Source organism: Geomonas propionica, from assembly GCF_016458235.1.
GTDB classification, from domain to species: domain Bacteria; phylum Desulfobacterota; class Desulfuromonadia; order Geobacterales; family Geobacteraceae; genus Geomonas; species Geomonas propionica.
Genome location: NZ_JAEMHK010000001.1, coordinates 302,734 through 321,830, shown reverse-complemented (window position 1 = coordinate 321,830; position 19,097 = coordinate 302,734). Strand labels below are relative to the sequence as shown.

Below are 19,097 nucleotides of genomic sequence, written 5' to 3'. Positions count from 1 at the left end.
TTTCCTGCCCCCTACTTACCTTGGCTCGCGGGGACGGTAACCGTCGCTGTCTTTGCAATCTTCTTCCCGGCCGCATCGGTGACCACCACGCTGATGGTGTACTTCCTCCCGTCCCTGTCGTTTCCCTTTCTCGAGGCCTCCACCATCACGGTGCTGCCAAAGGAAAGGTTCCGGTAATTGTACTTCCCGTACTCGTCGGAGAGGGAAATGGAGACGGACTTAACCGCGGGACCGAAGACTTCGACCCCCCCCTTGATGGTGACCGGCACCCTCTTCCCGTTCGGGGGCCAGATGACGTCCGGGGTAACCAAGAGGGTGATTTCCGGAGGCCTCGTCGCCAGGACGACCGTCTTCGTCACCGTTACCGCGTTGCCGGCCGCATCGACCGATGCCGCGGTGATGGCATTTTTTCCTTCTTGAAGATTCGACACGGCTACCTGCCAGGTCGTCGCGCTCGGGTAGGTAATCTCACCGACCGTTGCAGTGGCACAGGTGACCGCCACCTGGATCCCGGCTTCCCTCGTTCCGGTAAGAGTGATGCCAGACTGGGTTGTAGGGCTTGCGACCTCATCGACGCCGAGAAGGGGGGGCGTGACATCGTAGATCACATTTCTCTGCACGCTCACCGACCTACCTACCTCGTTGGTCGCCGTCACCACGATGCCGTAGGTCTTTTCCCCGGTCAGGTTCACTACCTGCTCGAACGCCCCGTCAACCAGCGCGGGGGTGTAGACGTCGTTGTCGACCTGTACCGTCACCGCGACCGCAGTAAGGTCGTCCCGTCCCGTCCCCCTGACCACCAGCCGTCCCTCGTTGGTCCGGATGTCCTGGTTCGGTTCGGTGACTGCCAGAGAGGGCGCCTGGTCTTCGAATACCGCAGTCCGTTTCAGCGAACTCTGGTTCCCCGCCAGGTCGGTCGCCGTGATCTCGATCGTGTTGAATCCCGGATCGAGCGCGACGGCGGAGATGAATCCGCCTCCATCCATGACGGCGTTTTGAACCACATCCTTTTTCTTCACCGTAACCGCGGCTGTCTTGTCCACCTTTCCGGTCACCTGCATGAGAGGAGTCCCGGTCTTGCTGTTGTCGGCCGGCATGGCGACTATGATGACCGGCGCCGACTGGTCGAGGATCACGCCGCGCGTTTCTGTAGCCCGGTTCCCCACCATGTCCTCGGCGACGATCCTTATGGTATTGAGGCCAGCGTTAAGCCGGAAAGCGTGGCTGAAGCTCCCGTCGGGGTTCACCGGCACCGCCGTATCGTTGATCACGAGCCCGCCCACGCCAGTGTTGTCCGTGACGGTCCCGGAGATGTTCAGTACTTCGTTGTTGGTGAAAGCGCCGTCGCTCAGGGTGGAGACGGCTAGCGTCGGCGGGGTGGCGTCGATGACGTATCGCTCCGTCAAGATCTCGCCTGCGTTGCCGGCTGCGTCAACAGCGAAGTACCTGAGGGTGGCACTCTCCGGGATGGCGACTGGTGCGCTGTAGATCGCGGACCCGGCGCCCGGGGCGGAACCGTCGGTCGTGTAACGGATCACACCGGGCTCGCTGGCGGTCAGGACGATGGTCCTTGCCGAGTTGTAGACGCCACCTGCGGGTGCCGCGTAGACTGCGGGCGGTGTGGTGTCGACGGTTATGATGGCCTCCGCCGCGGCGCTCGCGTTCCCGGCCGCGTCGACGGCGTAGGCCGTTATCGTGTTGCCGCCCTCCCCGAGGCCGGATACGTAAGCGTTCCAGGTGGTGGCGGTGGGATAGGAAACAGGCCCAACAGCCGCCGTAGCGCAACCGACGATAACGCTCGCGCTGTCGCTGCTCCTCGTGCCGGTCACGGTTCTGACCTTGGTGTTGGTGACGGTGCCGACCGGGTTGATTCCTGGAACGGCGGGAGGAGTGGTGTCGACGGTGAAGCTAAAGACATAGGTGGAACCGTTGCCGAGGGCATCGACCGGCCTGATCGCCGCACGGTAAGTCCCGTCCCTCAAGGAGGAAGCGGGCGTGAAGACGGCCGAACCGGTGCCGCCGCTCACCGTGCTGCTCCATGTCCCGGAGACCTTGTACCCTGCGGCGTTGGTAACCTCCGCCGCGCTCAAAGAGGCGGCCATGTCGAGCGGGGAGAGTTGGTCGGCGAAGGTGAAGGCCACCACTGCCGGGGGCGCGGCCAGTGTGGCGTTTGCAGACGGCACCGTGGCGGTGACCTGCGGCGGCACCGCGTCGACGAAGACACTCAGGGCGGCCGGCAGGCTGTCGCGGTTCTCGCTGTCCCGCGCGGTCACCGAGATGGAGTTCGTCCCTTGGGCCGGAGTGTAATTGCCCGTCCAGGAGGTAGCGCCGTCGAGCGGCACGATGGTGTTCCCGTTCACCACGACTGCGCTATCCGCCGGCTTGGTGCCGCTAAGAGTGATGACAGCCATGGCGGTCGGTGACGCGACCGGGTTCACTGTAGGCGAATGAACGACATAATTGCGGTAATACTCTTTGATTTCAGTGTCGGAGAGGGCACGGTTGTAGATGGAGACGTCGTCGATGAGTCCGTTGAAGTAACCGTCCCAGCTGAATCCTCCAATAGTCAAAGGAGAGGTATTCTGAACGGCTGTAACAGGAGTGCCGGCCGAGCTTGCTCTTTGCACGCCGTCTACATAAACGTAAGCGGTGCGGGTGTTATCATTGACTACAAAGGCTACATGATGCCAACTCGCTGCCGTGATCCCGAGTGAAGCGTACGATGTGAATGGAGTGGTGCTCGGTGTAAATGCATAGTCGCGGGCTGTCCCCCGCAGCCAGAAATCCAGGCCTCCCGCGCTGTTGGTCCTGATGTAGTACTGGGTTTTCCCCGAACCTATTCCCTTTTGAATGATGTCCTTGTAGGCGTTAGGGAGGGAGTTGAAGTATACCCAGAAGGCAATCGTTTGAGAGCCTAGCGGATTCAGGGTATCGCTATGAGGGATGGTGACATAGTCGTCTATGCCGTCGAAACTTCCTGCCTGCGTTCCAACCTTTGCATTCGCATTGAAGGCAGCCCCATTAACCGCGGTACCGTTGCTGCCCACAACCGATGAGTCTTTATAGTCGCCATCCAACCGCCAGTTCCCCACGAGCCCCGACTGGTTTATCTTCACAGGCTGCAACTTCGCCGGCTCCACGTTGCCGACTGCATCCACGGAGCGGTAATAGAGGTTTCGGGCCCCGTCGGTGGCGAGCAGCAAGGCGCCGGAGTAGGTCTGCCATGTCGCGTTGTCGAGGCTGTACTCGGTCTTGGCCACTCCCGAGCCCCCCACACCGTCCGTGGCCGTGAGCGTTACGGTCACGGAGGTCTTGTACCAGCCATCGCTGCCAAGGGTGCCGCTAACGACGGCCTGTGTCGACGGCGGCGTAGTATCGGTCGCCGCTAGGGCGCTGCAGGGCGCAAACAGCGCCGGCAGCATCGTGATGCCAGCTATGAGTCCGATTACTGTTTTCATGGTTGCCTCTCCCGTGTGCTTTGATCACATCGAAAAGTTTCAATTGCATTGCAATAAAAAAAGCCCGCACCAAAAAAAGGGCGGGCCTCGACAGGACACGACGACATTCCTGTAAAAGTCACTTCGACGGCCCCTCTAACCAGCGCGCGCTGGATGGTAGCTCTGTGCCACACGCTTACACGTGCTTTACCCTTTCGGCGACTTACCGGCTCCCCCGCCAACTGGCGACGGGAAAACCGACGTGGAAATTTTAAAGAGCGGTGAAAACAAAAAAGCACTGCCATTGAGAATGACAGTGCTCTTGTAGTATCGGATAAACCCCGGGCGCCAAGATGCAAATCATCTCTTCGGCAACCCGGCTATCCTTGCTCAGGACCCGTGGCTTTGCGTCACCAGATTACTCTGGTTTTGCCCGTTCGGAGAACGCTTTTTCAGTTGTAGAATTCTTGTATCATCAAAACCGGACAGTTGCAACATCTTTTTACTCAGAATAATTTACCCGCCTGGTCCTACACGTAGCCTATGAGTATAACAGGCGCTTTGGAAGGTGCCCTAAAAGAGATAGAATCTTATTTTCAGAGACTTAGGTCCTTTCGTGATTCTGGTTCAGAGCATGAAGCTGTCTGCTCAGTCACACCACTAACCCGCTCGCGTATCACGCGCGCCCACCTTTCATCCCAGGACGCGGAACCTCGCACCACCATCGGCGTTTGCTGCGGCCAGCACCTCCCCCATGTTTCTCTCTATGATTTCTAACTGCCGGTTTCGAGATTGCACTACGCCAACGCACGACTTCGAATGAGGCGCCGCGAGTGGGAAGCGGGAGAGCGGCTGCGTGTGCGGGAGGGGGCAACTTGACATGACTCTCTGTGACCCTTATTGTTAAATTTCTTTTTTTAACTACATATAACCAAGTCGAGTGCGACCTCTTTTAGCGGCTTTATTCAGTGATCGGGTGACAGGAGAGGAGATATGGCGAAAAAAGCCGGAGCATCCGGAGAGGCGAAAACAACTTTAGAGGTGATCCCGAAAGCTCCCACCGGGATCAAGGGGCTCGACGATATAACCGGCGGCGGCTTGCCCAAAGGGCGGCCCACACTGGTCTGCGGCGGCACCGGCTGTGGCAAGACCCTTCTTGGCATGGAGTTCCTGGTCCGGGGCGCAACGCAGTTCAAGGAGCCCGGGGTTTTCATGTCTTTCGAAGAGAAGTCGGAGGAACTGATCACCAACTTCGCTTCTTTGGGCTTCGATCTGAATGAACTGGTGGCGCAAAAACGGCTGGCGCTGGATTACGTGCACATCGAGAAGAGCGAGATCGAGGAGACGGGGGAATACGACCTCGAGGGGATCTTCATCCGGCTCGGCCATGCCATCGACGTCATCGGCGCCAAACGGGTGGTATTGGATACCATCGAGGCCCTTTTCTCCGGGCTCAGCAATGAAAACATCCTGCGGTCGGAATTAAGGCGGCTGTTCCGTTATCTCAAGGACAAGGGAGTGACCGCCATCGTGACCGGCGAGCAGGGAGAGAGAACCCTGACACGCTACGGCCTCGAGGAATACGTCGCCGACTGCGTCATCTTCCTGAACCATAGCGTCACCGCGCAGATCGCCACGCGGCGCATGCGCATCATCAAATACCGCGGCTCCTCGCACGGCACCAACGAGTACCCCTTCATCATCGACGAACATGGTTTCTCGGTCATGCCCATCTCCTCGATCGGCTTGGCCCATCCTGCCTCAACGGAGCGCATCTCCAGCGGCGTGGAGCGGCTCGACTCGATGTTGGGAGGGAAAGGGTACTACCGGGGCAGCAGCATCCTCGTCACCGGTACCGCCGGGATCGGGAAATCGAGCCTCGCCGCCCATTTTGTCAATGCAGGCTGCAAGCGCGGGGAGCGCTGCCTCTATTTCGCCTTCGAGGAGTCACAGAACCAGATCATCCGCAACATGCGATCCATAGGGCTGGATCTGGACCGGTGGGTCAAGAAGGGGCTGCTCAAATTCCACAATGCCCGCCCCACCTTGTACGGGCTTGAGATGCACCTGGTCGCCATGCACAAGGCTATCGAGGAGTTCGAACCGTCCATCGTGGTGGCGGATCCCATCTCCAACCTGGTCGCCGCTGCCAGCGAAGCGGACGTGAAGTCGATGCTCTCCAGGCTGATCGACTACCTCAAGATGAAGCAGATAACAGCCTTGTGCACGGATCTTACCACGACCGCCAGCTCCATCGAGCGCACCGAAATCGGGATCTCCTCCCTCATGGATACCTGGGTCCTGCTGCAGGTCATGGAGGGAAACGGCGAAAGAAACCGCGGCCTCTACATCCTCAAGTCCAGGGGCATGGCCCACTCGAACCAGGTCCGCGAGTACCATCTGACCAGTCAGGGTTTACAGCTGCGCGACGTTTACATCGGCCCGGGAGGTGTATTGACCGGATCGGCGCGAACTGCGCAGGAGGCGCATGACCGCGCCGAATCGCTGGAGCACCAGCAGGAAATCGAGCGCAAACGGCGAGAAGTCGCCCGCAAGAAGGCGGTCCTCGAAGCCGAGGTCGCCGCGCTCACCGCAGGGTACGAGGCGGAAAAGGATGCGCTGGAGGCCGCCATCGCCACGGAACGGCAGCGCGAGCAGGCGAGGGTTGAGGCTACCCATACCCTGGGCAAGGGGCGGCAGGAGGATGTGAGCAAAAAATCGGATGCCAATGACAGGGGGGGGCGTAAATGACCGCGGCCAAGAGCAAGTCCCCAAAGGCGCAGACTGAGGACGAGAAGTATATGTTGAGGCTGTATGTGGCGGGGCAGACCCCAAAATCGATGACGGCATTCGCCAACCTCAAAAAGATCTGCGAGGAGCACATGAAAGGGAGATACCAGATCGAAGTCGTGGACCTGCTGGTTAACCCCGCCTTGGCCAAGGACGACCAGATCCTGGCGCTGCCCACGTTGGTCCGCAGGCTCCCGGAGCCGATTAAGAAGATCATCGGCGATCTCTCCAACACGGAGCGGGTCTTGGTGGGACTGGACATCCGACCTGTCGACTGAGCCGGAGCCCGAAGGTCCGGGCGGGGGAACTATGAAAAAGCACAATAAAAAGGATGATTCCTCGGCACCATTCAAGGACTCGGCGCAGGAGTTCGATCTCGCAATGGAACAGAACGCCCAGGGTCATTACGTCCTGCGCCTGTTCATCACCGGCATGACCCCCAACTCCCGAAAAGCCATTGAGAACGTGAAAAGGATCTGCGAGGAGCACCTGCAAGGTTCGTATGAGCTGGAAATAGTGGACATCTACCAGCAGCCGATCTTCGCAAAGGAGGGGCAGATCGTAGCGGCCCCGACCCTCGTGAAGGAACTGCCGCCGCCGCTGCGCAAATTCATCGGAGACATGTCCCAAACGGAGCGGATTCTGCTGGGACTGGATCTGCGGACCAAGAAATAGCTCCGACCGTTTGCGAGGAGGTGCGCGTTTATGCCTTTGAGTGATACTCCCAAAAGCCGCGAAGAGCTCGAGGCGCAGATTGAGGAGCTGTCGCGCCGTCTGGAGGAGACGGAGCAGATTCTGGAGGCCATTCAAAGCGGTTCCGTGGACGCCGTGGTGGTTGCCACCCCCGAAGGCTCCCAGATCTTCACCCTCCAGGGAGCCGAGCACCCGTACCGGGTCCTGGTGGAGACCATGAGCGAGGGAGCCATCACCATGGGCAGCGACGGCTCCATCCTGTATTGCAACACCCGCTTTGCCGCCATGCTCCAGTATCCGATGGAAAAGATCATAGGCTCGCCGCTCGCATCCTACGTCGCACCGGCAGATGTCCCCTTCTTCAACGCCCGGATCAGGAAGTGCAGAGAAGAGTTCAGCAAGCATGAAATCTCGCTGGTCACCCACAGCGGTGCCCCCCTCCCGGTGCTGGTTTCCTGCTGTTCCATGGGCCCCTCCGAGGCGGGAGCGGTCAGCGTCATCGTCACCGACATCACACAGCGCAAGCAGACGGAGAGGACGATCCTCCGCCTGAACCGGCTCTACGCCATGCTAAGTGGCACCAACCACGCCATCGTTCACGCTGCAAGCCCTGCATCCATCTACCACGAATTCTGCAGGGTCGCCGTGGAGGCTGGCGGATTCCGGCTCGCCTGCGTCGGATTGATTGACGAAGCGTCGGGAGCCGTCAAGACTGCCGCCGCATGCGGAGAAACCGGTTATCTGGACGGACTGGAGAGCGGCGCTGGCACCGACGCTGACGGGATGCGCCCCGTCAACCTTGCCATCAGCGAAGGCACCTATTACATCTGCAACGACTTCCTGGCGGACGAGACCACCCGCCCCTGGCGGATCAAGGCACATGCCCACGGCCTTTATGCAGTGGCCAGCGTGGTCATCAAGCAGGATGAGGACGTCATCGGAGCTCTCACGCTTTATGCCGATGAAAAGAATTTCTTCGACGCGCAGCAGGTCGACCTGCTGCAACAGATGAGCACCGAGGTTTCCTTTGCCCTGGAGACATTGCACCAGTCGGTGCTGCGCAAGGAGGCTGAGCAGGCGCTGCAAAGCGAGACGGTGGAACGCCTGCGGGCTGTGGAAGAGCTGCGCAATAACGAGCAGATGCTGATCCACCAGAGCCGTCACGCAGCCCTGGGCGAGATGATCGGCAACATAGCGCACCAGTGGCGTCAGCCGTTGAACTCCCTGGGGCTACTGGTTCAACAGGCTCCGCTTTACTACGCCTTGGGCGAGGTGGACCAGGAGTACATGGAACAAAGTGCCAAGAAAGCGATGGAACTCATCCAGCACATGTCCCGCACCATCGATGATTTCCGCAACTTCTTCAAGCCCAACAAAACCAAGGTTCTCTTCCACGTCAAGGACGAGGTGGTCAGAACCATATCCCTTTTGGCAGGGAGCCTGGAGGGACAGAGGATCGCGGTTGAAGTCGAGACCGATGCGGATCCCGTAGTAGAGGGATATCCCAACGAGTTTTCCCAGGCCCTGCTGAACATACTCATCAATGCCAGGGACGCACTGATGGAACGGCACGTGGCGGCTCCCAAGGTGATCATCAAGGTGACTTCCGAAAACAGCAGGGCCGTCACCACCATTGTGGATAATGCCGGAGGCATTCCCGAGGAGGTCATCGGGAAAATCTTCGACCCCTACTTCACGACGAAAGGCCCGCAGGCCGGAACCGGCGTCGGCCTCTTCATGTCGAAAACCATCATAGAGAAGAACATGGGCGGGTCGGTAACGGTGCGAAACACAGGAGCAGGCGCAGAGTTCAGAATAGAGGTGTGAGTGAAAAACAGATGCAAGATGGTCATAATCGAGGACGATGCGCTGTCACTGCAAATTCTCGCGTCGGTACTCGAACGCAAATTCAGGAACGTGGAGGTGTTCACTGCCAGCAACGGCCGAGAGGGCCTGAAAATCTTCAATGAGCAGCTCCCGGAACTGGTGCTCACCGACATAAAGATGCCTGAGATGGATGGGGTGCAGCTGGCGCGGATAGTGCGGGAAAGCCATCCGGAAACCATCATCATCATGATCAGCGCAGACAGTGGGGATGCTTCTTTCAGCGAAACCGTCAACAGCGGCTTGAACATCGACTACTTCGTCCCGAAGCCTGTTGACTATGACAAGCTGTTCACGGCCATCGAGGAAGCTCTCGCCAAAGTGTGCTGAAAAACCGTTACCCAACTCTCCGCAGCCATCGGGTTCCAGCACCCCATCGCCGACTCCCCCTGCCCGTCACTCGTTTCATACCTTAACGCGGAACATCGCCCCGCCGTCGGCATTCCCGGCCGTGAGCGACCCTCCCATGTTTCTCTCTATGATCATCTTGGACATGTAGAGGCCGATGCCGGTCCCCTGGGGACCCTTGGTGCTGAAGTAGGGATCGAAGATCCGGTCCGAAATTTCCTCGGGAATCCCTCCTCCGTTGTCCCTGAGCATCACCAGCGAGCGCCCATCCTCCTCGCCTACCTCGATCCTGATCGACGGATGCTCCACCTTTCTGGCCAGGAACACATCCCTGGCATTGATCAGGATGTTGAGCAGCACCTGGGCGTACTCGCTGGGATAGCCATCGATCATGGGATCCGCCGACGAGAAAACCTCTATTTTGATGTTCAGTTCCTGCAGGCTGGTATCCACCAGCGAGACGGTTTTTTCCACTGCATCCAGCACCCGGAAACGCACCTTGTCCTTGCCGGGGCTGAAGAAGTTCCTGAACGTGTCGATGGTGCGCGACATGTGGGCGATGGCCTCCATCATCCTGCGCACCTTGTCGTCGAGGTACCGCTCGTCGAGTTCTCCCAGCCGGTAGGTCATGGGGAGGTCCTGGGCCAGCAGGGCGAGCACGTTGAGCGGCTGGCGCCACTGGTGCGCGATGTTGCTGATCATCTCGCCCATCGCGGCCAAACGCCCCTGCTGGATCAGCATCTGGTCCATCTGCCTCAACTGCTCCGCGGTCCGCAGCCGCTCGGCGCTTTCCCGCTGCAAATCCCGGTGGGCCAGGCACAGCTCCTCGTGTTTCTCCTGCATCCTTTTCTCCGCCGAAATCCTGGTGCGGATCTCGGTGCGGAGCTGGATCTCGGTCATCACCGATGCCGCGAGGTCCTCGATCACCGATACCTGCGCCGAGGTCCATTTCCGAGCCCTGGAATCGATGACACAGAACGAGCCGAGGATGTAGCCGTCGACGGTGGCCAGGGGGATGCCAAGGTAGGCGATGACGTTGAGGTCCTTTATCGCCGGGTTGTCCTTAAAGAAGGGGTGGACCCGTGCGTCCTCGATGATCAGCGGCTGGTTGGCCACGCGGTTGTACTGGCAAAAGGAGTGGCTGAGCGGGGTCTCTCGCCTGGACTGCCACGGCTCGGGGAGCCCGCGGCAACTCTTGAAGAACTGCCGGTCTGAATCGATCAGGCTGACCAGTGAGACCGGGGCATCGGCGAACTGGGATGCCAACCGGGTCAGTCGGTCGAAGGCTTCCTCGGCGGGGGTGTCGAGCAGCGCCACGGCGCGTAGCGCCGCTAGTCGGGTGGGATCGCCAACATGGGTCGAGATGTTACTGAAATCAGAATTTTTCATTTGCTTCCCGCGATAGTGGCCAACAGCACAGGTGGAAAAGTACCAGTATTTTCTTCCCTTTCAAGCACGACGGCTTCGCGGGACCGGGAAAGTCGCCGTCACCTTTTTCCTCCACGGCCGGGATGTGTCAGCCCATGATGAAATTTTCCTCTCGATTTTAGGTATTTACACTGCTCGCAGAAATCAAATATCATGTGGAGGTTTGGTGGCGAAACCGCAGCATTAATGAGCAGGGAAAGCATGGCCAAGATCATTTCGTTGGAGAAGACACGGCAGGCGATCAAAAAGAGAAGGGAAGCGGAGGCGCTTTTGCGCAGTACCGAGAACGATATCACTGCCATCCTCAACGACTACTCCCTTACCCCGGCCAACCGGCGCTGGAAGCTGGAGAACATGCTGATGGACGTCGACGAACAGTTGGACCAGTACCGCAGGGACCTCGAGGCCGCCGAGCGGAAGCTGAATGCGTTGGTGGCGAGCGCCGAAGGTGAGATCGCCCGCGCCTACGGCGAGTTCGAGTCCAAGGTCCGCGGCATGACCCTCGCGGTCAGGAAACTCACCGACGCTCCGCACCCGGTTGACCACCCAGCCATGGAGTAGCCCCAAAAGCCCCGCGGGCTCCCCCCTCCCCCGTCCGACAGCGCAGGTTAAGGTTTCCAGAGGCGCGCGTTTGTGCTAGTTATGTAGACGCTCGTCAGACCGCTCCCCTGCAAGGAGGTGGACCATGAAAATCCGCAAGAAAATCCTCGATTTTGAGTATGAGGAAGTTCTCGAGGTCAAGTATCGGGAACTGATCCGTGTCGCCTGCGCCGTGGCCGTCGGCTGTCCTGATTGACTGAAGAAGCACTTCGCGGTCGCGAAGGAAGCAGGCGCCACCGAAGCGGAACTGAACGAGGCCCTGGCCTACGGCATCATCGCGCCGTCGGGACGGGCCAAGAATTTCGTGCGCAGCCAGGAAGACGTTTTAAAAGAACTGTAGGACTAACAGGGATAACGAGGAAATGGGATGAAGGGATAAAGCGGGTGTTTCAGCCCTTTTATCCCCTTCATCCCTGTTTCTTTTAGGGTTTTGCCATCTTGAGACGTCTCACTTTCAGAAAATCCACCAAACGGGTCTCGATTCGCCGCAACGTCGCAGCGCTGTCGATGCCGGTGCTCCTTTCCTCGCTGTTCCAGCGTCTGGTCTCCATCGTGGACATCTTCATGGTGGGCGGTCTCGGGGCGGCGGCCATCGCCGCCACCGGCCTCGGGCAACTCCTCATCTTCGTCACCATGACCGTGTTTTGGGGATTTTCCACCGGCGCCAACGTGGTCATCGCCCATCTCTGGGGTGCCGGCCGGCGCCTGGAAGCCCGCAAGACGGCCTTCGCATCGGTGCTATTGTGCGCCGTCCTCACCGTCGCAGCCACCCTGCTCGGAATCGGCTTCGGCAGGGACATTGCCGTTTTTCTGGGGGCGAGCGCCGACGTCCTGGGCTACGCCTCGGACTACATCCGCCTGGTTTTTCTCTACTTCGCCTTCACCGCCGGCCTCAACATCCTGTCCGCCATCATGCAGGGGACCGGCAACACCCGCACCCCGATGGAAGGGATCCTGCTGGTGAACGTCCTGCACGTCGCCATCGCCTATCCGCTCATCTACGGCCACTTTGGTTTTCCGCGCTATGGTGTTCTCGGGGCGGCCTACGCCATCAACATTTCCGAGGCCGTCGGTTTCAGCTACCTCTTGATCCAGGCGCTCCGAAAGGGTTACCTGAAGATCAGCCGGCCAGATTTGGCCTTGTTGAGAAAGGTGATCGCCATCGGCTACCCGGTGGCGCTGGAGCGGATCGCGCAGCAATCCGGGCAGCTTTTCTACTCCAAGTTCATCATCGGCTTCGGCACCGCCGCCTACGCCGCGCACCAGATCGGCCTTTCTATCGAATCGCTCTCTTTCATGCCCGGGGCGGGAATGGGGATCGCGGCCGCGACCCTGATGGGGCAATCCATCGGCGCCAGGAAACTCAGGCGCGCCCACATGAGCCACACCGAGGCGCTCCGGCTCGCCGTCCTGGTCATGGGTTGTATGGCCCTGCTCTTCTTCTTCCTGCCGCACCACCTGATCGCACTGTTCACCCACGACCCTGATGTCATCGAAAAGGGAAGCGTCTTTTTGCGGCTGGTCGCCTTCGCGCAGGTGCCGCTCGCCATCTCGTTCGTCTATGCCGGGAGCCTGCGCGGCACCGGTGACACCCATTACGTCTTCCTGGTCACCCTGGTTTCCATGTGGGGCATCCGGGTACTCCTCTCCTACATCGCCGCGGTTCCCCTGCAGCTTTCCCTGTACGCCGTCTGGAGCGTCTTCCTGCTCGACTGGTTCTTCCGTGCCGGCGCCTTCTGGTGGCGTTACCAGCGCCGCGACCTGCACCAGGTCATCATCTGACGATGCCACTTTCCTTCATCCCCACCATCGACGACAGTGAGATCCGGCGGCGACTGGCACGGCTCCTGGTCCCCGGTTCGCTGCTCGACGCCACGCTGGAACGGCGCATTGAGCTGATCTCCGCCGAGTTCGCGAGCTACGCCGCCAGCTACCCCCTCCCCTTGTGGGCTCCCGGTCTTGCCGTCACCAACGAAATGCGGGGGCTGACCGAGGTGCTCTTCCCTTTGGCCCGCCCCCGTGCCCTGTTCGAGCTGATCCTGCGCCGCAGCTGCCGCTTCGACCCGCTTCTCTCCGGAAGCTACCTGCACAGCTCGGCAAGTTGGATCGACCTGCTCCAGAAGCTCGCGCCGCGACTGCGTTGTGCCGATCCCGCTCCGGCCTTGCTTCGGCTAGCCCAGGATGAGGATGCGCGCGCGACGTTTTTGTTTACCCTGATGCTGCCCCAGCACTTCGGCGGGGGCTTCGACCGCTACCGGGAGCAGTACCGCTGGCTGGCGGGGTGGCTTGGCGAGCAGGCAGGACATTGCTTGACGGGAATCCGGGTTCTCGATGCCGCCTGCGGCAGCGGCGAGGGAACCTACCAAGTTGCACAGCTTGTTGCGGAGGCGGGGCTTAGCGCTGGCAGTTGCGTGCACGGCTCGACCCTGGAGCCGATCGAACTGTTCGCCGCCGCCCATCTCCACTTCCCGCACGACCGGGAGCGGCAGCGCGAGTACCGGGACCGGGTCCGGCCTTTATTTGACGGCACCCCTAGGCCCGCCCTGCAGTTCTACCTGGACCGGGTCGACGCCGCGCCGCAGGGGGAGCCCTACCACCTGGTGCTGTGCAACGGGCTGCTGGGAGGGCCACTGCTGCACGAGCCGGCCCACCTGGCAGCCGCCTTCGCCGGGCTTGCCGCCCGGCTCGCCCCCGGCGGGCTGCTCCTTGCCGCCGACCGTTTTCACGCCGGCTGGCGCCTGCGGGTCCCGCGAGCGGCGCTGGTCGACGAGCTGCGGCGCCACGGCCTCACTCCGATAGAGGTCCCAGAGGGGATTGCCGGGAGAAAGGCCGCGTAGGATAGCAGAAGGGACTGGCTCCGCCAGGTGCCTGTCCCTTTAGCGGAACGCTCCGCTCTGCCCAACCCGACTACCCAAGCCTAAGGGGACAGGCACCTGACGGAGCCAGTCCCCTCTTTCGGCGCCACCACGAATGGCTAACATAGCCAAAAAAAGGGGACGGTGCCGGCAGGCCCATCCCCTTTTGTCATCTCCGTTTTTGCTCAGTCTTTATCTTTGTCTCAGTCTCGATCTTGCCTTCCCGGCCTTTACGCCCTGAACAGCACGCCTCCCCAGGAAAGCCCGCCGCCGAACCCCATCATCAGCACCAGTTCCCCGGGCTTGATCACGCCGTTTCTCCGGTTCTCGTCCAGGGCCAGTCCCACCGAGCCTGCGGCGGTGTTGCCGTAACGGTCCAGGTTGAGCAGGAACTTCTCCTTCGGGATCCCCGTCTTCTTGGAAATGAAGTCGATGATGCGCACGTTGGCTTGGTGCGGAATGATGTGGTCGATCTCTTCCGGCTTCACCCCGCCGCGCTCGGCGAGATCGGTTATGATGCGGGGGATGACATCGGTGGCGAAGCTGAATACGCTTTTGCCCGCCATCCTGAAGGTGTTCTCCTTGGCTGCGATGCTTTCGGCGCTGACTGGCTTCCTCGATCCCGAGGAAGGCACCTGGATCAGCTCCCAGCCGTTGCCGTCGCTTTGCATCACGGATTGCTGGATCCCCTTCCCCGACAGTCCAGCCCCCAAGATGATCGCCCCGGCGCCGTCGCCAAAGAGCGGCGCGGTGGTCTTGTCGTCCATATCGAGGATCTTGGAATAGGTGTCCGCGCCTATCAGGAGCACCTTACGGTACTTCCCGGATCGGATCAGGTTGTCCGCCACCTCAATGCCGTAGATGAAGCTGCTGCAGACCGCGTTCATGTCGAAGGCGAAGGCCTTGGCGGCGCCGATGTTCTTCTGCACCATGCAGGCGGTGGCCGGAAGGATCATGTCGGGGGTGGAGGTGGCGACGATGATGCAGTCGAGCTCGAGGGGATCGATGTCGGCGTTTTCGAGGGCGAGGAGAGCGGCGTTGGTGGCGAGATCGGAGGTCGATTCCTCTGCTGTCGCGAAGTGTCTTTGCCGGATGCCGGTCCGGGAGTGGATCCACTGGTCCGCGTCATCCACCAAGTAATCGAAGTGAGCATTGGGAACGACTTGCGCCGGAACGTAGCCGCCGGTTCCCAGGATTTCCGCACGTATCATTGTAGAGAGCGCCTCCCTTCGTTCCCGCTTGAACGGCCGGGAAACGCTACTCTTATCTCACAATAAAATGACGTTTGTCAATTATCTCCTTTGGAAAATGCGGCATCCACGACTCCATAGGCCCAAACGATCATGAATCCGCCCAAAAGCCATTTTACGTAAGGGGAATCCATCTGGATCGCAGCCAGCACCTGTTCCGGGGTGAGCCCCTGGGTACCGGCCGCCAGCAACTTCCCAGCGCTCCTGAGCCCGATGAACAACCCTCCCAGCAGAAAAATATTATCGAGCAGGAGCATCACCCCTCCCTTGACGCGGCTACCCCGGTACAGCTGCCCCAGCCCGGGGAGCACCAGGGCGGAAAGTGCGATGCATTTGATCCTGTTTGCCATCCATATCTCCTTGTGTGGCCCGCCGCAGAGCGGGCATTGATTAAATTGTGTTGTGCCGACGGCCGAATTTTGTTAGTTATCATCGCTATGGACCATGTCGAACGCATCAAAAGGCGCGACGCCATCATCCCGCTGCTAAAGGACCCGGATGCGGAGGTGCGCTTAGCGGCATCGACCGCGCTAGAGGCGCTGGAAGCGGCAGAGAGCCTTGAGGACGTCTTCGACCGCCTGAAGCGCGGCGACCGCGCCACCAAGGTGGCCGCCATCTACGCCCTCGGGCGGATCAGCGACGACAAGGTGCTGCCGATCCTCTACTACTGCGTTGGGAGACCCGAAGAGGACATCCGCTGCGCCGCGGTCAAGGTCCTGGGAGAACTGGCCCGTCCCGATGCGCTCCCCACGCTGCTTGAGAAGCTGCAAGATTCTGCCGTGACCGTGCGGGCACTGGCCATCGAGGCCGTCTCGCGCTACCGCAACCCCGCCGCAGCAGCCAAGCTCACCCCATTTCTCGACGCCAACGACGGCATCTTGGATGCCGAGGCGGCACTGGCCCTGGGGCGCATGGGTGTGGCAGCACACTCCGACGCCATCATCAAGCTCCTCTCCTCACCCTTCGACAAGACGCGCGCCGCCGCCGCCACGGCTCTGGCGCAGCTCCCCTGACTCAAACTCCCCCGTCCGTAAGTTCCAGGAAACCTTCCACAATGGTGTCGTCCAGCACGGTGCCGCGCGCTCTTCTGAGCGCCTCGACCGCCTCGTCCCGCAGCATCGGGCGCTGGTAGGCCCTGAGCGTGGTGGTCGCATTGTAGAAGTCCGCCACCGCGACCACGGCGCACGGTATTCCGAGACAGAGGGTGCGCGCTGACTCCGGATAGCCGGTCCGGTCGAAACGCACGTGGTGCCCGAGCACCGCCTCGACCACACTCGCCGGCACCCCCGCCATGCCGCGCACGATCTCGGCGCCGTATTCCGGGTGCTTCTGCATCTCCAGCACCTCGTCCCCGGAAAGCTTCCCCGGCTTGTCCAGGATGTGCAGATCAACCCTGCTCTTGCCGATGTCGTGGAGAAACCCGGCCATGCCGCACTCTGCCACCTGTTCGCCCTCGTGCCCAAGCGACGCCGCCAGCGCCAGCGCCAGTAACCCGACGCTTACGCTGTGCTGGAAGGTATACCTGTCATCCTCCCGGGTCGGATCCAGTTGCAGCAGGGATGCCGGGTCCTTGCGGGCGGCGTGGGCCAGGGCACGCACCCGGTCCATGAGGGGCTCGGCGGCCGGGATCAACCCTTTCCCGATCTCCGCGAAAATGTCCCTCAGTGCGCCGACGGCGTCGAGGCAGAGCTCGGACAACCGGTCCATTTCACTGGGCGATAGTGACTTTACACTTTTCTTCTCGGCAGTCGCCACCGGGCCTCCTGATTCGAGCACACCGTTAAAAGGAAGCCACGATTTTATCTTAGCCGGGGAAACGTTGTCAACTGAATGGCAGCCCGACGCCACAAGCGCGCCAGAGTTGACACTGCTGAGCAAAAAGCTTAGGATTACGTAGTTTTTCACCCGCCCTCGGCGGGCTTGGGGGGGTATGGCAAAGGTAAAGGTGAAGACCGGGTACGTCTGCTCCGACTGTGGCGCGACTTATCCCAAATGGCAGGGGCACTGCAGCGCCTGCGACGCCTGGAGCACCATCAAGGAGGTGCGCCTGGGCGCCGAGCCCCGTGCCGGCCGGCGCGACGGGTTCGCCGGCGCCACCTCGACGGTGACCCTGCTCGGCGAGGTCAGTTGCACCGAGGAGGCCCGCTTCTCCAGCGGCAGCGAAGAATTCGACCGCGTGCTGGGAGGAGGCTTCGTCCCCGGGTCGGTGATCCTGATCGGCGGTGACCCTGGTGCGGGGAAAAGCACCATCCTGCTGCAGACCATGTGTCACGCGGCGGCCAGCAAGGAGGTGCTCTACGTCTCAGGTGAGGAGTCCCTGCAGCAGATCGCCGGGCGGGCCCGCCGGCTACAGCTGCCGCTGGACCGGGTCAAGATGCTGGCCGAAAGCTCGGTGGAGCGGGTTCTGGAAGCGGCCCAGAGCGAGCGCCCCGAGGTGGTGGTGATCGACTCGATCCAGGTGATGCAATCGGCCGGGATCGACGCCGCGCCCGGCGGGGTATCGCAGGTGCGTGAATCCGCCGCCGCCTTCACCTGCTACGCCAAGACCTCGGGGGTGGTGCTGATCATGGTCGGGCACGTCACCAAGGACCAGTCGCTGGCGGGCCCCATGACCCTGTCGCACATGGTCGATACCCAGGTGATGCTCTCCTCCACGGAGGACGCCCGCTACCGGCTGATGCGCACCACCAAGAACCGCTTCGGGCCGGTAAACGAGCTCGGGGTGTTCGCCATGACCGAGCGTGGGCTGCGCGAGGTAAAGAATCCCTCCGCCATCTTCCTCTCCCGCACCGAGAACGCGGCGCCCGGGAGCCTGATCAGCGTGCTCTGGGAAGGAACGAGGCCGCTGCTAGTGGAGATCCAGTCGCTGGTGGTGTCGGCTCAGTACGGCTCGCCGCGCCGGCTCGGCATTGGCCTTGACCAAAACCGCATCGCCATGATCCTCGCCGTGATCACCAAGCACGGTGGGCTGGTCCTCTCCGACCAGGACGTCTTCGTCAACGTGGTGGGCGGCATCCGAGTGCTGGAAACCAGCGCGGACCTTGCCGTCGCCCTGGCCATCGTATCCAGCTTCAGGAACACGGTGCTGCCCCAGGACCTGCTGGTATTCGGGGAGGTTGGCCTCTCTGGCGAGATACGCCCGGTCTCCAACGGGGAGTCGAGGCTCAAGGAAGGGGTGAAGCACGGTTTCACCCGCGCCATCGTCCCCAAGGGGAACGCGCCCAAAAAGGAAATCGCCGGTATGAAAGTGGTCGGCGTCAACTCCCTCGCCGAGGCGCTGGACGCCATCTAGAACCGCTTTGGGAGCCGGGGCAGCGGACATTAACGTATTTTTTGCCGTCTTTTCGTTAAGAGGAAAATATCACTTTACTAATTTAGAAAAATCCTCTTTAATGTCGTATTGATTAGAAAGGGTAGGTGTCATGAATACCGAAAAGCTCGAGTACTTCAGAGGTATCCTGCAGGAAGAGAAACGATCGCTCTTGGAAGAGGCCGGCCGGACCGTCATGGAAATGAACTCCGACACGACCAACTTCCCTGACCCGACCGACCGTGCCACCCAGGAATCGGACCGCACTTTCGAACTGCGCATCCGGGACCGCGAGCGCAAGCTGATCGTCAAGATCCAGGAAGCGCTGAACCGCATCGATCAAGGCACCTTCGGCATCTGCGAAGTGTGCGAAGAGGACATCAGCGAGGCGCGGCTGAAGGCCCGTCCGGTGACCACCCTCTGCATCGACTGCAAGATGGAGCAAGAAAAGAAGGAACGGTTCCGCTAGTTCTCCCCATCCCACGAGTTGTTCGTCCTTCGG

The 19,097-nt window shown here is 60.8% G+C and carries 17 protein-coding genes and 2 riboswitches; of the genes, 12 read left to right on the top strand and 5 right to left on the bottom strand.

Annotated features, from left to right (window positions below):
* Positions 1-11: 11 nt before the first annotated feature.
* Positions 12-3,458 (bottom strand): OmpL47-type beta-barrel domain-containing protein, encoded by a 3,447-nt coding sequence (locus JFN90_RS01420; protein WP_199393316.1) that lies wholly within the window; start codon positions 3,456-3,458, stop codon positions 12-14.
* 122 nt (positions 3,459-3,580) lie between these two features.
* A riboswitch (cyclic di-GMP riboswitch) is annotated at positions 3,581-3,659 on the bottom strand.
* Positions 3,660-3,804: 145 nt separating this feature from the next.
* A riboswitch (cyclic di-GMP riboswitch) is annotated at positions 3,805-3,881 on the bottom strand.
* 549 nt (positions 3,882-4,430) lie between these two features.
* On the opposite strand from JFN90_RS01420, the gene kaiC reads away from it, so the two are divergent.
* The 5 genes from kaiC to JFN90_RS01395 are packed head-to-tail and all read left to right on the top strand — an operon-like array spanning position 4,431 to position 9,134.
* On the top strand, positions 4,431-6,188 hold the full coding sequence (gene kaiC / locus JFN90_RS01415) for a circadian clock protein KaiC (RefSeq protein ID WP_199393315.1): 1,758 nt from the start codon (positions 4,431-4,433) through the stop codon (positions 6,186-6,188).
* A complete protein-coding gene (locus tag JFN90_RS01410; RefSeq protein WP_199393314.1) occupies positions 6,185-6,505 on the top strand; it encodes a circadian clock KaiB family protein in 321 nt (106 codons plus the stop codon). The genes kaiC and JFN90_RS01410 overlap by 4 nt, the downstream gene beginning before the upstream one ends.
* Positions 6,506-6,536: 31 nt before the next feature.
* A complete protein-coding gene (locus JFN90_RS01405) occupies positions 6,537-6,902 on the top strand; it encodes a circadian clock KaiB family protein (RefSeq protein WP_199393313.1) in 366 nt (121 codons plus the stop codon).
* Positions 6,903-6,932: 30 nt separating this feature from the next.
* Positions 6,933-8,747 (top strand): PAS domain-containing sensor histidine kinase, encoded by a 1,815-nt coding sequence (locus JFN90_RS01400; protein WP_199393312.1) that lies wholly within the window; start codon positions 6,933-6,935, stop codon positions 8,745-8,747.
* Entirely contained in the window at positions 8,748-9,134 is a 387-nt protein-coding gene (locus JFN90_RS01395; RefSeq protein WP_199393311.1) for a response regulator, read from the top strand. It begins immediately after the preceding gene.
* Positions 9,135-9,209: 75 nt separating this feature from the next.
* Here JFN90_RS01395 and JFN90_RS01390 read toward each other — a convergent pair whose 3' ends face one another.
* Positions 9,210-10,541: a GAF domain-containing sensor histidine kinase gene (locus tag JFN90_RS01390; RefSeq protein ID WP_199393310.1), complete on the bottom strand. Its 1,332-nt coding sequence runs from the start codon at positions 10,539-10,541 to the stop codon at positions 9,210-9,212.
* A 240-nt stretch (positions 10,542-10,781) separates the two neighbouring features.
* On the opposite strand from JFN90_RS01390, the gene JFN90_RS01385 reads away from it, so the two are divergent.
* The 4 genes from JFN90_RS01385 to JFN90_RS01375 all read left to right on the top strand — a co-directional run bounded on the left by JFN90_RS01385 (position 10,782) and on the right by JFN90_RS01375 (position 14,017).
* The gene (locus JFN90_RS01385) at positions 10,782-11,141 is read left to right on the top strand and encodes a hypothetical protein (protein ID WP_199393309.1); all 360 of its coding nucleotides are present in this window, start codon (positions 10,782-10,784) and stop codon (positions 11,139-11,141) included.
* Positions 11,142-11,265: 124 nt separating this feature from the next.
* A complete protein-coding gene (locus JFN90_RS22345; protein ID WP_268898629.1) occupies positions 11,266-11,520 on the top strand; it encodes a GSU3128 family (seleno)protein in 255 nt (84 codons plus the stop codon).
* Between the two features lie 98 nt (positions 11,521-11,618).
* Entirely contained in the window at positions 11,619-12,962 is a 1,344-nt protein-coding gene (locus JFN90_RS01380; RefSeq protein WP_199393308.1) for an MATE family efflux transporter, read from the top strand.
* A 2-nt stretch (positions 12,963-12,964) separates the two neighbouring features.
* Complete coding sequence (locus JFN90_RS01375) at positions 12,965-14,017, top strand: chemotaxis protein CheR (RefSeq protein ID WP_199393307.1); 1,053 nt, start codon at positions 12,965-12,967, stop codon at positions 14,015-14,017.
* A gap of 248 nt (positions 14,018-14,265) precedes the next feature.
* On the opposite strand, the gene JFN90_RS01370 is transcribed toward JFN90_RS01375, so the two are convergent.
* Entirely contained in the window at positions 14,266-15,246 is a 981-nt protein-coding gene (locus JFN90_RS01370) for a beta-ketoacyl-ACP synthase III (protein WP_199393306.1), read from the bottom strand.
* Positions 15,247-15,323: 77 nt separating this feature from the next.
* On the bottom strand, positions 15,324-15,635 hold the full coding sequence (locus JFN90_RS01365; protein ID WP_199393305.1) for a hypothetical protein: 312 nt from the start codon (positions 15,633-15,635) through the stop codon (positions 15,324-15,326).
* Between the two features lie 87 nt (positions 15,636-15,722).
* On the opposite strand from JFN90_RS01365, the gene JFN90_RS01360 reads away from it, so the two are divergent.
* Positions 15,723-16,298: a HEAT repeat domain-containing protein gene (locus JFN90_RS01360; protein WP_199393304.1), complete on the top strand. Its 576-nt coding sequence runs from the start codon at positions 15,723-15,725 to the stop codon at positions 16,296-16,298.
* A gap of 1 nt (position 16,299) precedes the next feature.
* Here JFN90_RS01360 and JFN90_RS01355 read toward each other — a convergent pair whose 3' ends face one another.
* The gene (locus JFN90_RS01355; protein ID WP_328755197.1) at positions 16,300-17,040 is read right to left on the bottom strand and encodes an HD-GYP domain-containing protein; all 741 of its coding nucleotides are present in this window, start codon (positions 17,038-17,040) and stop codon (positions 16,300-16,302) included.
* A gap of 175 nt (positions 17,041-17,215) precedes the next feature.
* On the opposite strand from JFN90_RS01355, the gene radA reads away from it, so the two are divergent.
* Positions 17,216-18,577 carry a DNA repair protein RadA gene (gene radA / locus JFN90_RS01350; protein WP_199393303.1) on the top strand — a complete coding sequence of 454 codons (1,362 nt, stop codon included), beginning with the start codon at positions 17,216-17,218 and terminating at the stop codon, positions 18,575-18,577.
* A 130-nt stretch (positions 18,578-18,707) separates the two neighbouring features.
* Complete coding sequence (gene dksA / locus JFN90_RS01345; protein WP_199390699.1) at positions 18,708-19,064, top strand: RNA polymerase-binding protein DksA; 357 nt, start codon at positions 18,708-18,710, stop codon at positions 19,062-19,064.
* Positions 19,065-19,097: the final 33 nt, after the last annotated feature.